Source organism: Neobacillus rhizosphaerae (assembly GCF_050477885.1).
Taxonomy (GTDB): domain Bacteria; phylum Bacillota; class Bacilli; order Bacillales; family Cytobacillaceae; genus Neobacillus; species Neobacillus rhizosphaerae_A.
Genome location: NZ_JBCNAC010000061.1, coordinates 1 through 19,718 on the forward strand (window position 1 = coordinate 1; position 19,718 = coordinate 19,718).

The following is a 19,718-nucleotide window of genomic DNA, read 5'->3' on the forward strand; positions in this document are numbered from 1 at the left end:
GGACAATTCTCGAAGTCGAACTTTATACCTTCTTATAATGTAAAAACAGACAGGTGAATCAACCACCTGCCTGCTCCTATTATTGTAGTTTCTCTCCAGATAGCGTTAATGTTGTCTCCTTTAACTGACCATCTCGATAATATTTAATCTTCATTTTCTCGCCAATCTTCTTTTTCTGATACAAATGTTTACGAAGATCGATCACGTCATTTATTTTCTGCCCATCCATTTCCACAATTACATCCAGTTCTTTTAAACCAGCTAAGGATGCAGGAGAATTCGGTACTACCTGACGAAGAGCTACTCCGTAATTTACATCTCGTGGAAGCTTCAACGCCTCCTCCTGATAATAAGCAGGAATCTCAGATACGGACTTTAAATCCACGCCCATATATGGACGTTTAACCGAACCAAATTTCTCAAGATCATTAATAATCGGCTTAGCTGAGTTTATTGGAATCGACAAACCAATTCCTTCAACGGCTTCTTGAGATATTTTCATTGAATTAATACCAATGACTTGGCCGGCAATATTAATTAACGCCCCACCGCTATTTCCAGGGTTAATCGCTGCATCTGTTTGCAGAACCTCTGACTGCCAATCGATAATGCCATCTTGATTGATATCTACCGGAATTGTTCGTTTAATCCCTGAAATAATCCCTTGTGTAACGGACCCAGAAAACGTAGCCCCTAACGGATTTCCAATAGCAATAACAGGTTCACCCATTTTTAAGCTATCTGAATCTCCGAATTCAGCAACCTTTTTTATTTTGCTGGCATCAATTTCAAGCACCGCTAAGTCTGTCCAAACATCACTTCCAAGCAACTTAGCAGGGATTTTTGTTCCGTCTGCCATACTTACTTCGAGCTTTGTGGCCCCTTCTACTACGTGATGGTTCGTCACAACAAAGGCTTGGTTGCCTTCTTTTTTATAAATAACACCTGATCCGGTTCCGGCAGCTTCCTCTGAATTATCCCCATTCCCATTGTCTGACCAAAAGCTGGTGGACTGAATGTTGTTAATTCCAACTACTGCATCTGCTGCTTTATCAACTGCTTTTGTGGTATTTGTATTGACGTCATAGGCAACTTGCCTTTGGACAATATTTTGCTGATTTGTATTCGTGTTGTTATTTTCTGTCCCTGCATTTTGAGCTGGATTAATCTCATACGGCAGAACACCTTGATTAGACAAGGCTGGAATGGCAATGATAACTAAAATTGCTCCAAGTATAGCACCAACTAAGCTAGCGAGAAAGATCCCGCTTTTTTTTCCTTTTTGTTCCCGATAGCGTCCTTGTGAATGATCATCATAATAACCCAATTTACACCATTCCTCTCTTTCGAAAAGATTGCTAATTACTATTTTGGCTTATAATAACAATTATACTCGTTCTTCCTTTAATTTCTAAAAAAAGGCCTAAATTTAAGAAAAACTTACGACTTTGTTCATAATTTTTTCATAAAAGGCGTTGTTAAATTTGTCTGTTGATTTCCGCTCCAATCAACAGAGTATAAAAATCAACAATGTTCCTTAACACATCCTTATAAAAAAGAAGCTGCTAAATTAGCAACTTCTGAGAAAACTATACCGCTGTTAGAATGGTTGGTGTTTTTGGATCTGTGTCGTAGAGGTCAAATTGTTCTCCTACAATCAGTCCGCGGCTTTCCAACGTTTGAGACACGGCCATCTTTGCCAGATCTTTCATGTTATTATCAAGACTTAAATGGGCGAGATACACACGTTTCGTTTGGTCACCCACCACATCACTCATCGCCAGAGCTGCATCTTCATTAGACACGTGCCCCACATCGCTTAAAATTCTACGCTTAATGTTCCAAGGATATCTTCCCATCCTGAGCATCTGCACATCGTGGTTGGATTCAAAAATATACACATCTGCGTTAGATATGATTCCCTTCATTCGGTCACTTACATACCCTGTATCCGTAATCAGAACCAGTTTTTTTCCTGAATGATGAAACACATAAAACATCGGTTCAGCTGCGTCATGTGAGACGCCAAATGATTCTATATCCGTCCCGCCAAAGCTCTTTACTGTTTCCATATCAAAAACAAACTTTTGCTCCGTTGGGATCGCTCCAACAGAGCTTTCCATTGCACGCCAGGTTTTTTCATTTGCGAAAACAGGTAAATGATACTTACGTGCAAGAATACCAATGCCTTTAATATGATCACTGTGCTCATGGGTGACAAAAATGCCGGAAAGCTTACTAATATCGCGGTCAATTTGCGCAAATAAAGACTCCATTTGCTTCCCACTGAATCCAGCGTCTACAAGGAAGGAATGCTCATCTGATTCCACATAGAGAGCGTTCCCTGTACTTCCACTTGCCAGAATGCTATATCGTAAAGACATGCTACTTCACTCCACTTTACTATTTTCATCGCTGTTAAATTCAATAATCTGGCCTTCAAAGGCATTCACAAATAGGCTTTCCTTATCATCGACAACAAAACGCCAGGTTGGCGCTAACACTTGGGATGCCGCCAATTGAACGAGTGTTGAATAACCAAGCTCAACTTTGGTAATTTTACTCTTTGGTTTTAGATTCCCTTTAGAATGAAGGGTTTCAATTGCTTTTAATGGAGTAAGAATCTCTTCCTTCCCCATAAGCTTTTCAATTCCTTCAAGATAGGTCTGTTGATAAGAGACAATTTGATTATCTGTATTAATCGAAAAGGTAATCATCCCGTTCCTATTCTTAAATAAGGGGAAATTATCATATTGTTGAAAGTAAGTAACCGTATTTTTTTTGTCGTTTTTCTCCCAAAATTGATAATGCTCACCGTAGAGGATATTTTCCTTTAAAAAGTTGGCTAGCTCTGCTGGTTCAAACTTGGAACTTAGCTGCACGGGCTTTTCAAGTGTAGCTTCAAGGGTCGTCCCAGGCCCCTTTAAAGAAGGCGTTTGTCCCTTTAGCTTGGCCAAATCACCTTTCGTAAAAGTCTTCGGCTTAGCACTTAGATACTGACTCTTTACTGGTTCCTTTGGAAGCTCTACATACTTTATCTCGTCGGTTTTTAATCGTTCTTCAAAGGATGCTTCCGTTTTGATTTCATACTTATTGGCATCACGAATCTTCATGAATTGAAATAACAAATACACATCTAAAATCAAGAAGGTTAAGATAAAAATGGTTTTTATTTTACTCCAATCCATGCTTTGAGCCTCCTAGATCGTCCATCGTAATTTGCCCCCATGTCTTATCATATCGATAAAACCAGGTAGGTTCTAAGAGGATCAATTTATTCTCCTCCGAATCCCTTTCCATTCGATAGCCTAAAATCAATTCCTCAAGAAGCTCTGGTTTAAAGTTTTGCTTTCTTTGTAAAAACTCCAATATTTCATGACCTGAAGGCTGCGTAACCTTTTTCATTTCAGTTGTTAACGGTAGATTAAGGGATATGAATGAGCGAACATATTTTTCTATTTCATCGCGTCCCCATTCTTCATAGATCTCTGACAACCCTCTGTCATTATAAACAGGGTAACCGTCAGTACTGTACAATCGGAACGTAACAGAACGATTATATTCACTTTTAGAAACATATCGATAAGGGCCCGTCCACCCGCCATGTTCATTAACGAAATCAATGCTGCGCTTGACTAAATCATATGAGCTATCAATATAAGTATCTTCCGGAATAGGATTTACATATTGAAGCATACTCGTATCATAATTAATCGTCATCTTACTAGAATCATTTGCGTACTCTTCGCCATTTGAGATAAAGCTTTTTTGCACATAACTTGGATCATTGAAAAGCGCGTCCTTGAATTCCTCTGAGTTGACAGCTACCGGTAAATATTTATAAGTTGTCATTTCTGTTTTTCCTTCAGGAAGGTAAATCGTTCGCCTTTCAGATGCTTCAAAGGCAAAAAATTCGGGATACCGAGTTGCATTTTTGTAAAAGTCATGATTAAATTCGCTCAGATTAACGGAAGAAATCCGACTCAAATACACCTGTTGATTTTCGGAGGAAACAAAATATACACTTCCCGTGTCCTTCTCCGAATTATCAACATCGATAATAATACGGTTAAAGTTGAAGGATGGGACCTTTTTTCCTTCAATATTTAACACGCTGCGATACAGCTCAATTGGAATTTCTCCTGGATAAATAATTTCAGCATTTCCATCCTTACGAGATAGATCATTAATATTCCCAACTTTGTCAGTTACATTTTTCACATCAAAAAAGGACCATTTTCTTAGTTCCTTCACCATCTTGTCTAATTCCACTGGATTGTTCGTTCCATAGTGCTTGCTCTTAAGATGGAATAAAACCTGTTTAGGACTGACAATACTTTGAACCTCTTGTTTTTCACTTACCGTAACTTCTTTCACGGTATTCCCATTTTCCATCGTGTCATAGTTAGGTTGGTAAGTCCAAAGGTTCCAGGTTAACAAAATGCTAACCAAGACTAATATGGTTAAAATCCATGATTTAATATTTTCGTATCTCATGACCATTCATCCTCTTCTGAACGCTCATATGGAAGGGAAAACGCAATAGTCGTTCCTTTTCCTTCCTCACTAGTAGCCCAAATCGAACCCCCATGAGCATTGACCATTTCCTTCGCAATGGCTAGACCCAGGCCTGTCCCACCCAATTTACGGGTCCTTGCTTTATCGACACGATAAAAGCGGTCAAAAATCTTCCCGATGTTTTCCTTTGGAATTCCCACGCCTTGGTCCTTGACACTGACAATAATTCTACTTTCTTCTTCTTTAATAGAGAAGGTCACTTGGCCGCCTTCTGGAGAATACTTTAAGGCATTCGAAATGATATTATATAAGACCTGTGTCATCTTATCCTCATCAATTTCGATAAATATGGCATGGTTAGGAAGCTTTCTTTTAAAGGTAACATTTTGTTCCTTGGTCATCTCAAACCTGTCGATGATTCGGTGATAGAAGTCAACAAAGTTGACCCATTCTATCGTAAGCCGATAATCTGTGCTATCCATTTTTGAAAGCTGTAAAAGGTCATTAACGAGCCGGATCATTCTCTCCGTCTCGGTCCGTGTTACCTCTAGGAAATTCGGTGCAATCTCCTCGTCCTGCCAAGCACCATCAGCTAAGGCTTCTAAGTAACTCCTCATTGTGGTTAAAGGTGTTCTTAGTTCGTGTGATACATTGGCTACAAATTCTCGTCTCTCAACATCAATTTTTTCCTGTTCCGTTATATCATGTAGAACGGCAATCAGTCCATTAACGAAGCCGGTTTCCTTTTGAATAACGGAAAAATTCGCACGAAGGAAATAGCGCTCCGATTTCGTACTGTAATCTAGGATTAAAGAATCGTTCTCCTCAAGTAAGTCTTCAAACGTATTCGTTTCATCTAAATTCAACAAGGACACAATCGGTTGGGATAGAACTGTTTCACGTGAAACATTCAGCAATTTAGCTGCTGGTTCGTTGATTAATATCACTCGCCCCTTCCGATCGGTGGCAATCACCCCGTCTGTCATATAAGAAAGAACCGACGAAAGCTTTCTCCGTTCCCCCTCGGTCATGGCCTGTGCTTCTTGCAATTTTTTTGTCAGGTTGTTAAAAGTAATCGCCAGTGTGCCGATCTCATCATACCCATACACCTTTACTTTCCGTGAAAAATTCCCTTTCGCCATGGCTAATGCCTGCTTCTTCATATCGGCAATCGGCCGGGTGATAGTCTGGGCTAATAAAATTCCTAAAACGGCTGTAATTGATAATGCGATCGCTGTTCCTGTGGCAAAAATACCATTAATGGTTTTCATTTGCTCAAACACATTTTCTATTTTTGCGACAAGATAGATGGCGCCAATGACTTTTTTCCCTGATTTAATAGGGGTAGCAAGAACCCAAATTCGGTCCCCAGTATGCGGGTCAATTTGGATAACACTTTGATCTTCTTCCATCACCATTGATTGTTTGATTCGAAGCATTGTTGTGCGTTGCCCCACGAGCCCCTGATTGTTGGTATTAGATGTTCCAAGGATTTTAAGTGACCTGTTTTCAATTACCTGCACTTCGGAAATATCCCCCGCATCAAAGTCTCGGAGGATTTTCTTAATATCCTCTTCGACTGTCGGATCCTCTGGGGTCCGTTCCTTTTTCATTTCCTCAACGATATTATAGGCAAGCAAATTCACGCGCTCTTTTAATGATGTCTGGAAGTTTGTTCTAAGCGTTTCTTCCAGCTGCTTAACAAAATACACGCCGATAATTTGCATGGCAACTAATATAAGCAATACATAGATGATGACAAATTTTACGTGTATTGACCGAAAAAAACCAACCTTTTTCATCTAAAATATTACTCCTGTTCAGGATTCCGTAAATAGTATCCAACTCCACGGCGGGTAACAATCCATGTTGGATGGCTTGGGCTATCCTCAATTTTTTCACGCAAACGTCTAACCGTTACATCTACCGTTCTCACATCTCCGTAATAATCATAACCCCAAACGGTTTGCAGGAGATGTTCTCTCGTCATGACTTGCCCAATATGCTTTGCTAAATAATAAAGCAACTCAAACTCACGGTGTGTTAATTCAATTGTCTCACCGCGTTTGGAAACTACATATGCATCTGGATGAATCACGAGGGAACCAATTTCAATTTCATTTGACTCATTTTCAGCATCCGGCTGAGCTAATACTTGTTGGTGTCTACGTAAGTTTGCTTTCACACGGGCAATTAATTCCCTTGTGCTAAACGGTTTTGTTACGTAATCATCCGCGCCTAGTTCTAAACCTAATACTTTATCGATTTCAGAATCCTTCGCTGTCAGCATAATAATCGGCATTTCGTATTTTTTGCGAATTTCCCGACATACCTCCATACCATCTCTTAATGGGAGCATAATATCTAGGAGAATTAGATCTGGCTGTATCTCTTCCACTAATTCGAGTGCTTCGTTTCCATCATAGGCGCAATAGACAACATATCCTTCTTTTTTCAGGTTGAACTGCAAAATATCTGCAATTGGCTTTTCATCATCCACAACAAGAATTTTCTTTTCCATACCATTGCTCCTTTTTTTATCAATTATCTATTCAATCATAAGCTGTTAAAAGTCATAACTATACTATTTTACTTTACCATTTTATAAGCATAAATTCATCTTTAACTAGCATTTGCCAAGATTGGCATGTTATATTTCTCTACTTATGTTATTTTTTATAAAAAGCAAAAGTCTCTAGTAACGACTAGAGACCTTTCATTTATATTATTTTGGCTCTGTTAAACTTGCCTGTTGATTTCCGCTCCAGGCACTTCGCTTTCCGTGGGTGTTTCGGCGAGCCTCCTCGGCGCATGCGCCTGCGGGGTCTCCCCTGAACCATACTCCCACAGGAGTCTTCGTGCCTTCCGCTCCAATCAACAGGGTGTAAAAATCAACACTGTTCTTTAACACATCCATTATTTTAAATAAGAAAGTGGGTTAACTAAGCTTCCATTTTTATATACTTCGAAATGGAGGTGGACACCCGTTACGTTTCCAGTTGCACCCATGATTCCAATTGCTGTGCCTTTAGAAACGGTTTGTCCTACTTTTACGTTAATCGATGACATGTGGGCATATAGCGTTCGGAACCCATTTTTATGGTCGATAATGACTTTATTTCCATATCCACCTGAATCCCATCCGGCAGAAACAACAACACCATTATCCGCAGCTTTTATAGTCTTATTACTTGGTCTCGCAATATCAATTCCTTTATGCATTTTTCCCCAGCGATAGCCAAGCTTACTGGATATATATCCACCTACTGTTGGCCAGGCAAAGGAACCCTCCCCACGAGACGGGATTGCTTTCGTTCCTTTAATAACAATATGATTGATTGGCTGCTGTATAATTTGTTCATTTGTTTGATCTTTTTTAATGGTAACGCCATTTTGTTCTGATATTAAATAACTTACTAAGCGTGATCCATTTTGCCCTGCTTGCTTTTCCTTGGTCTCACCTTTAGGCATAGATGAATCCTCAACTACTTCATTGGTAAATGCTATTTCTTCCTTTAGATTGGCTTCTTTATCAACAATGACAGCAACATACGGCTGTAGAACCGTAACATTTAATTCCTGACCAATCTTCAAGAGTGTTTCAGCGGTCAGACCCGGATTTAATGCTAGGAGTTCAGCTTGACTTAAGCCATGGTTCGCAGCAATTGTTTCGAGAACATCGCCCTCTTGGACGATATATTTCTTTTCTTCTAACGTTCCTTTTTGTAAAAAAGTGAAGGCTTCCTCACTAGACAATATTTTTTCCGGAGCAATGTTCTCCGTTTTAATTGAAACATCTTTAGATAATCGAACATCTAATAAACGAGTTTCATTTTCCTTTAATGCGGGTAAAGAAGGAGTAGCTGACGCTTTTCTAGACTCCAGTTCGTTTAATTGCTCATCAGTTACATATTGAAGCTTTAGTTTCTTAATGACATCCTCGGCTGCTTCTTTACTTTCTAAATAGGCAATTGGTTCTCCATCAATGACGATGGCTGATGCCTCCGCTTGCAGCTGGAATGACTTTTTAACATTTTGTAGTGTTTCTTGATTATCTCCAGAAGCACGGAAAACCTGTTCAGGTATGTACTTGACCTGTGGACCAAATTTTAGTGTGACATCCTTGAGGGATTTCTTGGCTGTTATTACTTCCTCGTCCACTAATTGATCGACTATTTTTTTATCAGTAACATTGCCGATATATGTGCCATTCAGATAAACATGATAAATGGTGGTTAATTTCGATGAAGTAGCAAGTGCAACCGGCCCATTGCTAAAAGCAACGACAGATGCAGCCAGAACAGTAATAACGGTCGTTTTAAGTAGTAAAAACTTTTTTGTTTTCGCTATTTTATTAAAAAATAACATCTTATCCTCCTAAACCACGGTAAAACCCTCTTACTCTAGTACTTTTGACTAATAAAGAATTTTCCAGAATTTTAGACCTTCTTTACTTTATCATAGTTTGATTTAAAAAGATTAATAGTTGATATAATGTAACAAAAATGTATAATTGCTGACATTTTTCTACTTTTATTTGAAATATTTCTGTCAAATTAGCTCGACTTTTCTTTGGATTTTAAAATATGGAGTAGGTTAGAATCCCTATTCTATCAAGGATTACAATAGTTCTAGAGTAATAGATTTCTTTTTATAAAATAGGATAAGCGAATTATTCCTGTTTTGTAAAATAAGAGGGGGGTTTATTACAAAAAGGTTACAAAAGGTGTTTTACGAGAAAAAAAGAAGCCTGCCTAAGCAAACTTCTTTTTGGATGGCTCAGGACGGAATCGAACCGCCGACACAAGGATTTTCAGTCCTTTGCTCTACCGACTGAGCTACTGAGCCATATTATAAAATTTCCTAAACATTGATTGCGGTCAAACCTTCGTCCCCATCTCAGAAAGCTTATTCAAGCAGCAGCTCGATGGGTACGCTGATGCTGATTCTCAGAAGCTTATTCATTCGTGCTCTACCGGCTGAGCTACTGAGCCATAATAAGATATTTCACTAATCTTTTATTGAGATAAAGACCTTTGCTCAAAAGAACTTCCGTTCTTTTTCGCAGATTGCCGCAGAAGCGAAATCAGGATGTGAGCAATCTGCTCTACCGACTGAGCTACTGAGCCATATTTTTAAAAATGGCGGTCCGGACGGGACTCGAACCCGCGACCTCCTGCGTGACAGGCAGGCATTCTAACCAACTGAACTACCGGACCATTATAAATTGATCGTCAGCAAGGAAACCGTCCTTGCCAGTCACTTACTGACAATCAAATGCCGATGACCCCTACGGGATTCGAACCCGTGTTACCGCCGTGAAAGGGCGGTGTCTTAACCGCTTGACCAAGGGGCCGTACTAAAAATATTTAAATGGTGAGCCATGAAGGACTCGAACCTTCGACCCTCTGATTAAAAGTCAGATGCTCTACCAACTGAGCTAATGGCTCGTACTTAGATGTTTCACTAATCTTTTATTGTGGTAAGTCAGATGCTCAAAAGAACTTCCGTTCTTTTTCGCAGATTGCCCGCAGAAGCTGATTCGATGATGTTCGCAATCTGCTCTACCAACTGAGCTAATGGCTCTCGAATTGAGATATTTGTGTGTTTCTTGTCGTATCGTGGCGACGCTTTTTATAATAGCATGGTTAATACTACTTAGGCAATACTTTTTTAAAAGTTTTTTTCAAATAGACTCTCTATTATTATAAGATGAGAATTAATAAGCGGAGAATTTCCGCCTATTGTATAAAGAGGAAGCTTAAGAAGAAGATATAAGCGGAGATATTCCGCCTATCTGCTCTAAATAAGACAAAATCCAAGGATTTGGATAAAATAAGCGGAAAAACTTCCCTTATTTTTAAGGAAATATGGGTATTTCCCAATTTAAACGGAATTTTTCCGCTTATTTTTAAACACAGTGAAACATTCAGTTATAACAGAGCCTTTAAATAATTGAAGCCCCCAAATTTGGGGGCTTCTCATTATGTTTTAAACTTGTCTCCAAGGGCTTCTTACTACGTTTGTTTGATTACGGTCAGGTCCTACAGAGAAGGTTGTTAATGGCACTCCTGTTAGCTGCGTTACACGCTCTACATAGTGGCGGGCATTAACAGGAAGCTCATCTAATGATTTCACTCCTGTAATATCCTCTGTCCAGCCTGGTAATTCCTCATAAACTGGCACACACTCTGCTAAAATTCGTAAATTTGCAGGGTATTCAGTAATTAACTCATCCTTATAACGATATGCCGTACAAATTTTCAATGTTTCGATGCCAGTTAATACATCGATGGAGTTAAGTGAAAGGTCTGTTAATCCACTGACACGGCGAGCATGACGGACAACTACACTATCAAACCAGCCAACACGACGAGGGCGCCCTGTTGTTGTACCGTATTCACGACCCACTTCACGGATTTGGTGGCCAATTTCATCATGTAATTCAGTTGGGAACGGACCATCACCCACACGGGAAGTATAGGCTTTACATACTCCGACTACATGCGTAATTTTAGATGGACCAACACCAGAACCAATCGTTACTCCGCCAGCAACGGGATTCGAAGATGTAACGAATGGGTATGTGCCTTGGTCAATATCAAGCATAACACCTTGCGCACCTTCAAAAAGAACACGTTTGCCGTCATCCAAAGCATCATTTAACACAACAGATGTATCACAAACATAATGCTTCACTTGTTGGCCGTATTCATAGTACTCATCAAGGATTTCTTCCTTGGTAAAACCTGTTGTTTCATATATACGTTCGAATAAACGATTTTTTTCTGCCAGGTTTTGTTCCAGCTTTTCTTCAAAAATTTCACGGTCTAATAAATCTGCCATACGAATACCAACACGAGCAGCTTTATCCATGTAAGCAGGACCGATTCCTTTTTTAGTTGTACCGATTTTATTTGCACCTTTGCGTTCTTCTTCCACTTCATCCAATTTGAGATGGTAAGGAAGAATGACATGGGCACGGTTACTGATGCGAAGATTATCCGTTGTAATTCCTTTTTCATGTAAATAAGCAAGTTCTTTAACCAGTGCCTTCGGATCGACAACCATACCATTTCCAATTACACATGCTTTTTCTTTATAGAAAATCCCTGATGGAATGAGGTGTAATTTGTAGGTTTCTCCATTAAATTTGATGGTGTGGCCTGCATTGTTTCCACCTTGATAACGTGCAATAACTTCTGCATTTTCAGATAGGAAATCTGTAATTTTTCCTTTTCCTTCGTCTCCCCATTGCGTACCAACAACCACTACTGATGACATAAAAGGCACCTCCGAAATTTTTGCTTTCAAGTAAATAAATATTATTCCCTCAGACAGTTTACCAATTTACCACACAAAAATCAACAAAACACGAACATTTTACAACAAAGTTTATATTATGTTCGTAATATATCAATTTACCATTCTATTAATCTTCCAACTTGTAAACAAAAAAGGCTAGCCACAAAAAGGCTAACCTTAAATAATCTATGCACCAGGCGGTTCATACCGCGTCTCGAGATTGACGAACTTATTATATTCCTTAACAAAGGCTAACGCAACAGTACCAGTTGGACCATTACGCTGCTTAGCAATGATAATTTCAATGATATTCTTATTCTCTGATTCCTTATCATAGTAATCATCACGATATAAGAAGGCAACAATATCCGCATCCTGCTCAATACTTCCTGATTCACGGATATCAGACATCATCGGACGCTTATCTTGACGCTGTTCCACACCACGGGAAAGCTGAGAAAGAGCAATAACAGGAACCTTCAGCTCACGAGCTAACTGCTTAAGGGAACGGGAAATTTCTGAAACTTCCTGCTGACGGTTCTCACCTGATCGGCCGCTTCCCAAAATCAACTGCAAGTAATCGATTAAAATCATGCCTAACCCATGCTCTTGCTGCAAGCGACGGCATTTCGAACGGATATCACTAATTCTGACGCCAGGCGTGTCATCGATAAAAATCCCAGAATTTGAAAGACTACCCATTGCCATAGTCAACTTGCCCCAGTCATCATCCGTTAAGGAGCCGGTACGTAGCCTTTGCGCATCAATATTACCTTCGGAACAAAGCATACGCATAACCAGCTGTTCTGCACCCATCTCAAGACTGAAAATAGCTACATTTTCCCCTGTCTTCGTCGCTACATTGGAAGCAATATTCAAAGCAAAAGCCGTTTTACCTACGGAAGGACGGGCCCCCACAATAATTAAGTCATTACGCTGGAACCCGGCAGTCATTCTATCTAGCTCAGCAAATCCGGTAGAAATCCCCGTAATCTCTCCCACACGATTATGCATTTCTTCAATATTGTCATACGTACGGACAAGGACATCTTTAATATTATGGAATGCTCCTGCATTCTTTCTCTGGGCAACTTCCATAATGCTTTTTTCCGCTTCACTTAAGAGCGCTTCAACCTCATCCTCACGTGAATATCCATCGGTTGCGATATTCGTTGCCGTACGAATCAATCGTCTAAGCAACGATTTTTCTTCTACAATTCTCGCATAATACTCAATATTAGCAGCTGTAGGTACAGAACCAGCAAGCTCACTTAAATAACTCACACCACCGGTATCTTCTAAAAGCTTGGCTGCAGCCAGCTCCTCCGTCACGGTAATCAAGTCAACGGCTTTCCCTTGGTCATTTAAGTTGAGCATCACATTGAATATTTTTTGATGCGCAGCACGGTAAAAATCCTCAGGAATCAAGATTTCCGATGCCAAAGTTAAAGAAGAAGGCTCTAAAAAGATAGCCCCTAAAACAGCCTGTTCGGCCTCTATATTTTGTGGCGGCATGCGATCCGCGAATAAATCGTTCATTTATAAAAAACCTCCTATTCTAGTAGGATGATTTTAATTAATAGTCTAAAAGTATTATATCATATCCTAAAAAGAAAAAAGTGACCAGCTAGGACCGATCACATCATTGATAACTTTTATATTCTAACATGGTTTCATACCAATTCACACTGGCAAATTTTATCCCCGTATTATTTTATTTCTTTAACAGAGACAGTTAGAGTAGCCGTTACTTCATGGTAAAGCTTTACTGGAACCTTTGTGTGGCCAAGTGTACGAATGGCATCAGCTAGTTCCATTTTACGCTTATCAATTTTAATTCCATGTTTCTTTTGCAATTCTTCTGCGATTTGCTTTGTTGTAATGGAACCAAAGAGTCTTCCACCTTCACCAGCTTTAGCCGTTAACTCCACTGTAATCTTATCTAATACTTCTTTTAACTTTTTTGCTTCAGCCAATTCTTCTGCTGCTTCTTTTTCTTGCTTCTTCTTTTGAGCATCTAAAGAGCTGATATTGGAATTATTCGCTTCAACAGCTAAACCTTGTTTAATTAAAAAATTATGTGCATAGCCATCAGCTACATTTTTCACTTCACCTTTTTTACCTTTTCCTTTTACATCTTTAAGAAAAATTACCTTCATTCTTTTTTCACTCCTTCAAAGTATTCATCAATTGCCAGCATTAACTTTGCTTCCGTTTCATTTATCGTTAAGCCACTAAGCTGGGTCGCTGCATTCGTAAGGTGACCGCCGCCTTTAAGGCTTTCCATAATCACTTGGACATTGATGTTTCCTAGTGAACGTGCACTAATTCCTATAACACCTTCGCTCCGTTTGGAAATGACAAAAGAAGCGAGGACCCCATCCATCGTTAACAAAGTATCTGCTGCCTGTGCAATAATGACTTGATCATTCAGTTCATTTTCATTTCCTTTTGCTATAGCAACTCCATCACGATAAAAAGAAACAGATTCAATCAGCTTGGCCCGTTTGATATATGTATCTACATCTTCTTTTAAAAGCTTTTGGACTAAAACTGTATCTGCACCATGTGCCCGTAAGTACGAGGCTGCATCAAACGTCCTGGACCCTGTACGTAGGGAGAAACTCTTTGTGTCGACAATAATCCCTGCTAATAGAGCAGTGGCTTCGATCATCTCAATTTTACCTCGTTTAGGCTGATATTCCAAAAACTCCGTTACTAGCTCGGCCGTAGAAGATGCATAAGGCTCCATATACACAAGCAATGGATTGGCAATAAAATCTTCACCGCGACGATGATGGTCAATGACCACCACATGGTCTATTTTATTTAATAGTCGCTCTTCCATGACTAAGGCAGGCTTATGTGTATCCACAATCACTAGAAGGGTTTTGTCTGTAGATATTTCTAATGCTTGCTCTGGACCAATAAAATGTGAATATAACTGCTCACTCTGGCGTATTTCTTCCATTAGCCTTTTGCCACCATTGTCCAGTTCCGTCGTATTGACCACAATATATGCTTCTTTTTGATTCATTTGCGCTACTTTATAAATGCCAATACTTGAACCAATAGAATCCATATCAGGGTTTTTATGACCCATGACAATCACTTTATCACTTGCCGTAATTAAATCCCTCAAGGCATGAGAAATGACACGTGCTCTTACCCTTGTCCGTTTTTCAACAGGATTTGTTTTTCCACCAAAGAATTTCACTTTCCCATTTGGTAGTTTAATGGCTACCTGATCGCCGCCTCTGCCGAGAGCTAAGTCAAGGCTTGATTGTGCTAATGCTCCCAATTCAGGTAAAGAAGTAACACCTGTTCCAACCCCAATACTTAAGGTAAAGGAGACATTTTGCTTGGAGGTCATTTCTCTTACATCATCAAGAATAGTAAATTTCCCCTTTTCAAGAGCATGGAGAATTCCTTCACTAAACACGGCAATAAATCGCTCAGAGGAAACCCGTTTGAGGAAAATTCCATTATCCTGAGCCCACTTATTTAGTATAGAAGTCACGAGATTGTTAATACTCCCACGCATTTGGTCATCCATACCCTGTGTCAGATCATCGTAATTATCTAAGAAAATGGTGCCAATAACCGTCCGATCATCCTGGTACTTTTTTTCAATTTCTTTTTGTTCGGTAACATCAAAAAAGTATAATAGCCGCTCTTCACGTTTGTGGATGACACGAAACTTCCGTTCATGAAGAGTAATAATTTCCGTTTCCACTTCCTGTTTAATCAATGGAATCAGTGAATCTGCCACATCATAAAGCGATCTTCCAACTAATGTTTCTTCATCAAAGTATGAGGCCAGGAAAGGGTTGGTCCACTCAACGAAATACTCTTCATTAATGAGCATAATTCCAATCGGCATTTCCATAAGCGCCTCTTCGCCAACCTTTTTGACTCGGTAGGAAAGGGTTGAGATGTATTCTTCCATTTCCTTTCTCTGGCGCCGTTCAATGACAAACATATAGTAGAGAGGGAAAAACATTAATAATAACCCGGCCACACTTAATATCCAGTTATATAATAACAGGACAATGAGCAGTACCACTGTAACGCCAATTAACCCATAAAAGGGATATCGGATTGACCGCTTTTCTAGAAATGCAGGCAAAGTTTTCAGCTCCTAGTCGTGAATCTTACTCTTTCTTTTCAAATTGCTTTCGAAAATCAAAGCCTAAATCAGTAATGCCCAATATCATTATTATATAACGGACTATTGGAATCATGAAAGTAAGAATTACAACAAGCACCCCAAGTCCCTTTGCAACCGACCTTTGGTGGAAAATATAGAATAAAAAAGCTAGACCTTGCAAAATAATTAATGACTCTAAAATGGCTCTAACATTAATTAATACGGTATATAGGTATGTTCCTTCATGAGGATGAAACAACAACATTACACCTAAAGCAATTAAATAATACCATAAAATACTTTTTGGCAGGGAAAGGTTCCGAAAACTGCCCCATGGCTGGACTTCTATTCCAAACCGCTTTAATATCGGAAAACTAATCCATTGGGTAACAAAAGAGGAGAATACAGCAGCAAAAACAAGAGCAGTAGGAGCAATGACCGTAATTTGTTTAAACATAAGTGCACCTTGCTCTTTTATAAGCTTAATTTGATCCTCCTGTCCTTGAGCCTTTAGCAACTCTTCGGAATGTTTGACTGATTCATTTATGGAAGTTTGGAGTTCATGAATGATATTCAGTTGAAAAAATGCATCTGAAGCAATATAAAATATAATGATTCCAACCAAAAAGGTAAGCGAGCTCGCAATTAAAATGACATTTCGGCTCTTTTTTTTCTGTATCATGTACCCTATAACTACACCGGCTGCTCCATAAATCAACATTACCGCGAGACCTCTTAAGGAGGTAACCATAAATGATATAAATATGGCTGCCACAAAAAATGCCGTAATCATTTTGACGTTATTTTTCACGGAAAATAAAATAAACGGCAACGGAATAGCAATGTTTACAATAGGACCCAAAATAGGAACATAGATACTTATTAAGATTAGAGCTGCCATCAAAGCTAAAAGAATGGCACCCTCTGTTAATTTATGTACATTTTTCACTTCTTCACCTCTAATTATGAAAGCTATCCTCTTATTTTAGACTACATAAGAGTTATGATTCAACTTTATAAAAAGGAAAAAGGCAGTAAGGGTGACCCTTACTGCCTTAGAAAGCTTATTATTCTCCAGCCACGAATGGTAATAATGCCATTTGACGTGCACGTTTGATTGCAACTGTTAGTTTACGTTGGTATTTAGCGCTAGTACCAGTTACACGACGTGGTAAAATTTTTCCACGCTCAGAGATGAATTTTTTAAGTAAATCTACATCTTTATAATCGATGCGAGAGATGCCATTTGCTGTAAAATAGCAAACCTTACGACGCTTTGCGCGACCGCCTTTACGTCCTCCTGCCATGAAAATTCCCTCCTTTATGATTTTTTATTTATTCACGTTCAGTAAAGGTTGTTTAGAATGGTAGATCATCATCAGAAATGTCAATTTGTCCATTTCCCGCAAATGGATCTTCATCCATACGAGTAAAACCTTTATTTTGGTTTTGATTTTGATTTTGGTACGGGCGTTGATTCTGATTGCCGCCTCCGTATTGGTTTCCTTGCGGTTCCCGTGGTGGTGCACCGAAATCATTGTCGCTTCTTCCACCGCCGCCACCAGACGAACTTTTAGGTTCTAAGAACTGAACGCTCTCTGCTTGAACCTCTGTAACGTAAACACGTTTACCATCTTGTCCTTCATAGTTGCGGGTTTGAATACGACCATCAACACCTGCAAGACTTCCCTTTTTCAAAAAGTTCGCCACATTTTCAGCCGGTTTACGCCAAACAACACAGTTAATAAAGTCTGCTTCACGCTCACCTGCTTGACTAGAAAATGGTCGATTAACTGCTAGAGTAAAGGTAGCAACAGGAACCCCATTTGGCGTATAGCGCAAATCAGGATCTTTCGTTAAACGGCCAACAAGCACGACACGATTCATCATCAGAATCAACTCCTTTTCTTCCAGCTAATGTTTCACATGAAACATTCTGCACCAGAAAAAATTTTATATTAATATTAAGCTTCTTCTTTAATTACGATATGGCGAATGATATCTTCACTGATTTTTGCAAGACGAGAAAATTCTTGTACTGCATCAGCTGAAGATGTAGTTTTAGCGATTTGGTAGTATCCGTCACGGAAATCGTTGATTTCGTATGCAAGACGGCGCTTACCCCAATCTTTTGTTTCAGCAGTCTCCGCACCATTGTCAAGAAGAATTGTGTTAAAACGCTCAACTAGAGCCTTTTTCGCTTCCTCTTCAATGTTTGGGCGGATGATGTACATGATTTCGTACTTATTCATCACAGTCACCTCCTTTTGGTCTAAACGGCCCGAATGGGCAAGGAGCAATTATTCATTACTCACAAGTTAAGATTATAGCATAGAAAAACAGGAAAAGCAATGTTCTTTCCCTGTTCCCATTTTTACCTATTTACAATGATTTAAACATACAACCTTATCTGTTGATTTCCGCTCCAGGCACTTCGCTTTCCGTGGGTGTTTCGGCGAGCCTCCTCGGCGCAAGCGCCTGCGGGGTCTCCCCTGAACCATACTCCCACAGGAGTCTTCGTGCCTTCCGCTCCAATCAACAGGATGCCAGTTCAAGAATATGCTATAACCTAAACGTTGAAACGGAAGTGGATAACGTCGCCGTCTTTTACTTCGTAGTCTTTTCCTTCTAAGCGGACTTTTCCAGCTTCTTTAGCTGCGTTGTGGCTTCCTGCTGCTAGAAGGTCATCGAAGGATACTGTTTCCGCACGAATAAATCCGCGTTCGAAATCAGAGTGAATGACACCCGCACATTGAGGAGCTTTCATTCCTTTTCTGAATGTCCATGCACGAACTTCCTGAACTCCAGCTGTGAAGTAGGTTGCTAAGCCAAGTAAATTGTATGCAGCACGAATCAACTGATCTAGGCCTGATTCTTCGATACCAAGCTCAGAAAGGAACATAGCTTTTTCTTCACCATCAAGCTCTGCAATTTCTTCTTCAATTTTCGCACAAACCACGATTACTTCAGCGTTATCAGCGGCCGCATATTCACGGACTTTTTGTACGTATTCATTTTCAGAAGGATTAGCAATATCATCTTCGCTCACATTAGCTACATACAGAACAGGTTTAATCGTTAAAAGGTGGAGACCTTTCACTAATTTCATTTGTTCCTCTGTGAAGTCAACAGTACGAGCTGGTTTCTCTGCTTCAAAAGCATCACGAAGCATCGCAAGAACTTCAAATTCTGCTGCTGCATCCTTATCTTTTTGCTTAGCCAATTTTTCAACGCGGCTAATACGCTTTTCCACAGATTCCATGTCTGCAAGAATTAACTCCAGGTTAATGACTTCGATATCATCAATTGGGTCCACTTTTCCAGAAACATGTGTGATATTCTCATCAGCAAAGCAGCGGACTACTTGGCAAATCGCATCTACTTGGCGGATATGAGAAAGGAACTTGTTTCCTAGCCCTTCACCTTTACTTGCTCCCTTAACAATCCCAGCAATATCGGTAAATTCAAATGCTGTTGGAACAGTTTTCTTAGGTTGAACAAGCTCAGTTAATTTTTGTAAACGGTGGTCAGGTACTTCTACAATTCCTACGTTCGGATCAATCGTACAGAAGGGATAGTTCGCTGATTCCGCTCCTGCCTGTGTGATTGCATTAAATAAAGTAGACTTACCAACGTTCGGTAAACCTACGATACCAGCTGTCAAAGCCATTTCCTTCACTCCTCATATTAAAATCGATCTATTTAAATAAAATTGAGTCCATCAAATCAATAGTCAAGCCTTTCA

The 19,718-nt window shown here is 39.6% G+C and carries 16 protein-coding genes and 4 tRNA genes; all 20 read right to left on the reverse strand.

The annotated features are described in order from the left end of the window. Positions 1-79: 79 nt before the first annotated feature. The 20 genes from ABES03_RS07945 to ychF all read right to left on the reverse strand — a co-directional run bounded on the left by ABES03_RS07945 (position 80) and on the right by ychF (position 19,643). Positions 80-1,327: a S1C family serine protease gene (locus ABES03_RS07945; RefSeq protein WP_430116658.1), complete on the reverse strand. Its 1,248-nt coding sequence runs from the start codon at positions 1,325-1,327 to the stop codon at positions 80-82. Positions 1,328-1,589: 262 nt separating this feature from the next. After that, a complete protein-coding gene (locus ABES03_RS07950) occupies positions 1,590-2,384 on the reverse strand; it encodes an MBL fold metallo-hydrolase (RefSeq protein WP_413304979.1) in 795 nt (264 codons plus the stop codon). Positions 2,385-2,390: 6 nt separating this feature from the next. Beyond that, the gene (locus tag ABES03_RS07955) at positions 2,391-3,188 is read right to left on the reverse strand and encodes a two-component system regulatory protein YycI (RefSeq protein WP_430116660.1); all 798 of its coding nucleotides are present in this window, start codon (positions 3,186-3,188) and stop codon (positions 2,391-2,393) included. After that, the gene (locus ABES03_RS07960; protein ID WP_430116662.1) at positions 3,175-4,497 is read right to left on the reverse strand and encodes a YycH family regulatory protein; all 1,323 of its coding nucleotides are present in this window, start codon (positions 4,495-4,497) and stop codon (positions 3,175-3,177) included. The genes ABES03_RS07955 and ABES03_RS07960 overlap by 14 nt, the downstream gene beginning before the upstream one ends. Continuing rightward, entirely contained in the window at positions 4,494-6,320 is a 1,827-nt protein-coding gene (gene walK / locus ABES03_RS07965) for a cell wall metabolism sensor histidine kinase WalK (protein WP_430116665.1), read from the reverse strand. Before walK ends, ABES03_RS07960 begins: the two co-directional genes overlap by 4 nt. Before the next feature lie 8 nt (positions 6,321-6,328). Further along, positions 6,329-7,039, reverse strand: a complete 711-nt coding sequence (yycF, locus tag ABES03_RS07970) for a response regulator YycF (RefSeq protein WP_430116666.1) — start codon at positions 7,037-7,039, stop codon at positions 6,329-6,331. A 395-nt stretch (positions 7,040-7,434) separates the two neighbouring features. Continuing rightward, a complete protein-coding gene (locus ABES03_RS07975; protein ID WP_430116668.1) occupies positions 7,435-8,886 on the reverse strand; it encodes a peptidoglycan DD-metalloendopeptidase family protein in 1,452 nt (483 codons plus the stop codon). A 407-nt stretch (positions 8,887-9,293) separates the two neighbouring features. After that, positions 9,294-9,366, reverse strand: a tRNA-Phe gene (locus ABES03_RS07980). A gap of 294 nt (positions 9,367-9,660) precedes the next feature. Then, positions 9,661-9,737: transfer RNA gene (locus ABES03_RS07985), tRNA-Asp, on the reverse strand. A 65-nt stretch (positions 9,738-9,802) separates the two neighbouring features. Then, positions 9,803-9,874 (reverse strand) — tRNA-Glu (locus tag ABES03_RS07990). Positions 9,875-9,892: 18 nt separating this feature from the next. Continuing rightward, positions 9,893-9,968 (reverse strand) — tRNA-Lys (locus ABES03_RS07995). 541 nt (positions 9,969-10,509) lie between these two features. Further along, entirely contained in the window at positions 10,510-11,802 is a 1,293-nt protein-coding gene (locus ABES03_RS08000; protein WP_309857260.1) for an adenylosuccinate synthase, read from the reverse strand. A 207-nt stretch (positions 11,803-12,009) separates the two neighbouring features. Further along, positions 12,010-13,362, reverse strand: coding sequence for a replicative DNA helicase (dnaB, locus tag ABES03_RS08005; RefSeq protein WP_308081688.1), 1,353 nt, complete (start codon positions 13,360-13,362; stop codon positions 12,010-12,012). 170 nt (positions 13,363-13,532) lie between these two features. Beyond that, the gene (gene rplI, locus ABES03_RS08010) at positions 13,533-13,982 is read right to left on the reverse strand and encodes a 50S ribosomal protein L9 (protein WP_309857255.1); all 450 of its coding nucleotides are present in this window, start codon (positions 13,980-13,982) and stop codon (positions 13,533-13,535) included. After that, a complete protein-coding gene (locus tag ABES03_RS08015) occupies positions 13,979-15,952 on the reverse strand; it encodes a DHH family phosphoesterase (protein WP_430116672.1) in 1,974 nt (657 codons plus the stop codon). Before ABES03_RS08015 ends, rplI begins: the two co-directional genes overlap by 4 nt. Before the next feature lie 25 nt (positions 15,953-15,977). Continuing rightward, on the reverse strand, positions 15,978-16,922 hold the full coding sequence (locus tag ABES03_RS08020; RefSeq protein ID WP_430116674.1) for a YybS family protein: 945 nt from the start codon (positions 16,920-16,922) through the stop codon (positions 15,978-15,980). 118 nt (positions 16,923-17,040) lie between these two features. Next, positions 17,041-17,280 (reverse strand): 30S ribosomal protein S18, encoded by a 240-nt coding sequence (rpsR, locus tag ABES03_RS08025; RefSeq protein WP_024030263.1) that lies wholly within the window; start codon positions 17,278-17,280, stop codon positions 17,041-17,043. A gap of 52 nt (positions 17,281-17,332) precedes the next feature. After that, positions 17,333-17,863 (reverse strand): single-stranded DNA-binding protein, encoded by a 531-nt coding sequence (ssb, locus tag ABES03_RS08030; protein ID WP_430116676.1) that lies wholly within the window; start codon positions 17,861-17,863, stop codon positions 17,333-17,335. 74 nt (positions 17,864-17,937) lie between these two features. After that, positions 17,938-18,225: a 30S ribosomal protein S6 gene (gene rpsF, locus ABES03_RS08035; protein WP_307283115.1), complete on the reverse strand. Its 288-nt coding sequence runs from the start codon at positions 18,223-18,225 to the stop codon at positions 17,938-17,940. A 317-nt stretch (positions 18,226-18,542) separates the two neighbouring features. Then, positions 18,543-19,643: a redox-regulated ATPase YchF gene (gene ychF / locus ABES03_RS08040; RefSeq protein WP_430116678.1), complete on the reverse strand. Its 1,101-nt coding sequence runs from the start codon at positions 19,641-19,643 to the stop codon at positions 18,543-18,545. Positions 19,644-19,718: the final 75 nt, after the last annotated feature.

Bases quoted from the DNA above. Each gene is read 5' to 3' on its own strand.
- yycF (WP_430116666.1), bottom strand. From the start codon at position 7,039: ATGGAAAAGAAAATTCTTGTTGTGGATGATGAAAAGCCAATTGCAGAT.
- walK (WP_430116665.1), bottom strand. From the start codon at position 6,320: ATGAAAAAGGTTGGTTTTTTTCGGTCAATACACGTAAAATTTGTCATC.
- ssb (WP_430116676.1), bottom strand. From the start codon at position 17,863: ATGATGAATCGTGTCGTGCTTGTTGGCCGTTTAACGAAAGATCCTGAT.
- ABES03_RS07950 (WP_413304979.1), bottom strand. From the start codon at position 2,384: ATGTCTTTACGATATAGCATTCTGGCAAGTGGAAGTACAGGGAACGCT.
- ABES03_RS07975 (WP_430116668.1), bottom strand. From the start codon at position 8,886: ATGTTATTTTTTAATAAAATAGCGAAAACAAAAAAGTTTTTACTACTT.
- dnaB (WP_308081688.1), bottom strand. From the start codon at position 13,362: ATGAACGATTTATTCGCGGATCGCATGCCGCCACAAAATATAGAGGCC.
- ABES03_RS08000 (WP_309857260.1), bottom strand. From the start codon at position 11,802: ATGTCATCAGTAGTGGTTGTTGGTACGCAATGGGGAGACGAAGGAAAA.
- ychF (WP_430116678.1), bottom strand. From the start codon at position 19,643: ATGGCTTTGACAGCTGGTATCGTAGGTTTACCGAACGTTGGTAAGTCT.
- rpsF (WP_307283115.1), bottom strand. From the start codon at position 18,225: ATGAATAAGTACGAAATCATGTACATCATCCGCCCAAACATTGAAGAG.
- rpsR (WP_024030263.1), bottom strand. From the start codon at position 17,280: ATGGCAGGAGGACGTAAAGGCGGTCGCGCAAAGCGTCGTAAGGTTTGC.
- ABES03_RS07960 (WP_430116662.1), bottom strand. From the start codon at position 4,497: ATGAGATACGAAAATATTAAATCATGGATTTTAACCATATTAGTCTTG.
- ABES03_RS07955 (WP_430116660.1), bottom strand. From the start codon at position 3,188: ATGGATTGGAGTAAAATAAAAACCATTTTTATCTTAACCTTCTTGATT.
- rplI (WP_309857255.1), bottom strand. From the start codon at position 13,982: ATGAAGGTAATTTTTCTTAAAGATGTAAAAGGAAAAGGTAAAAAAGGT.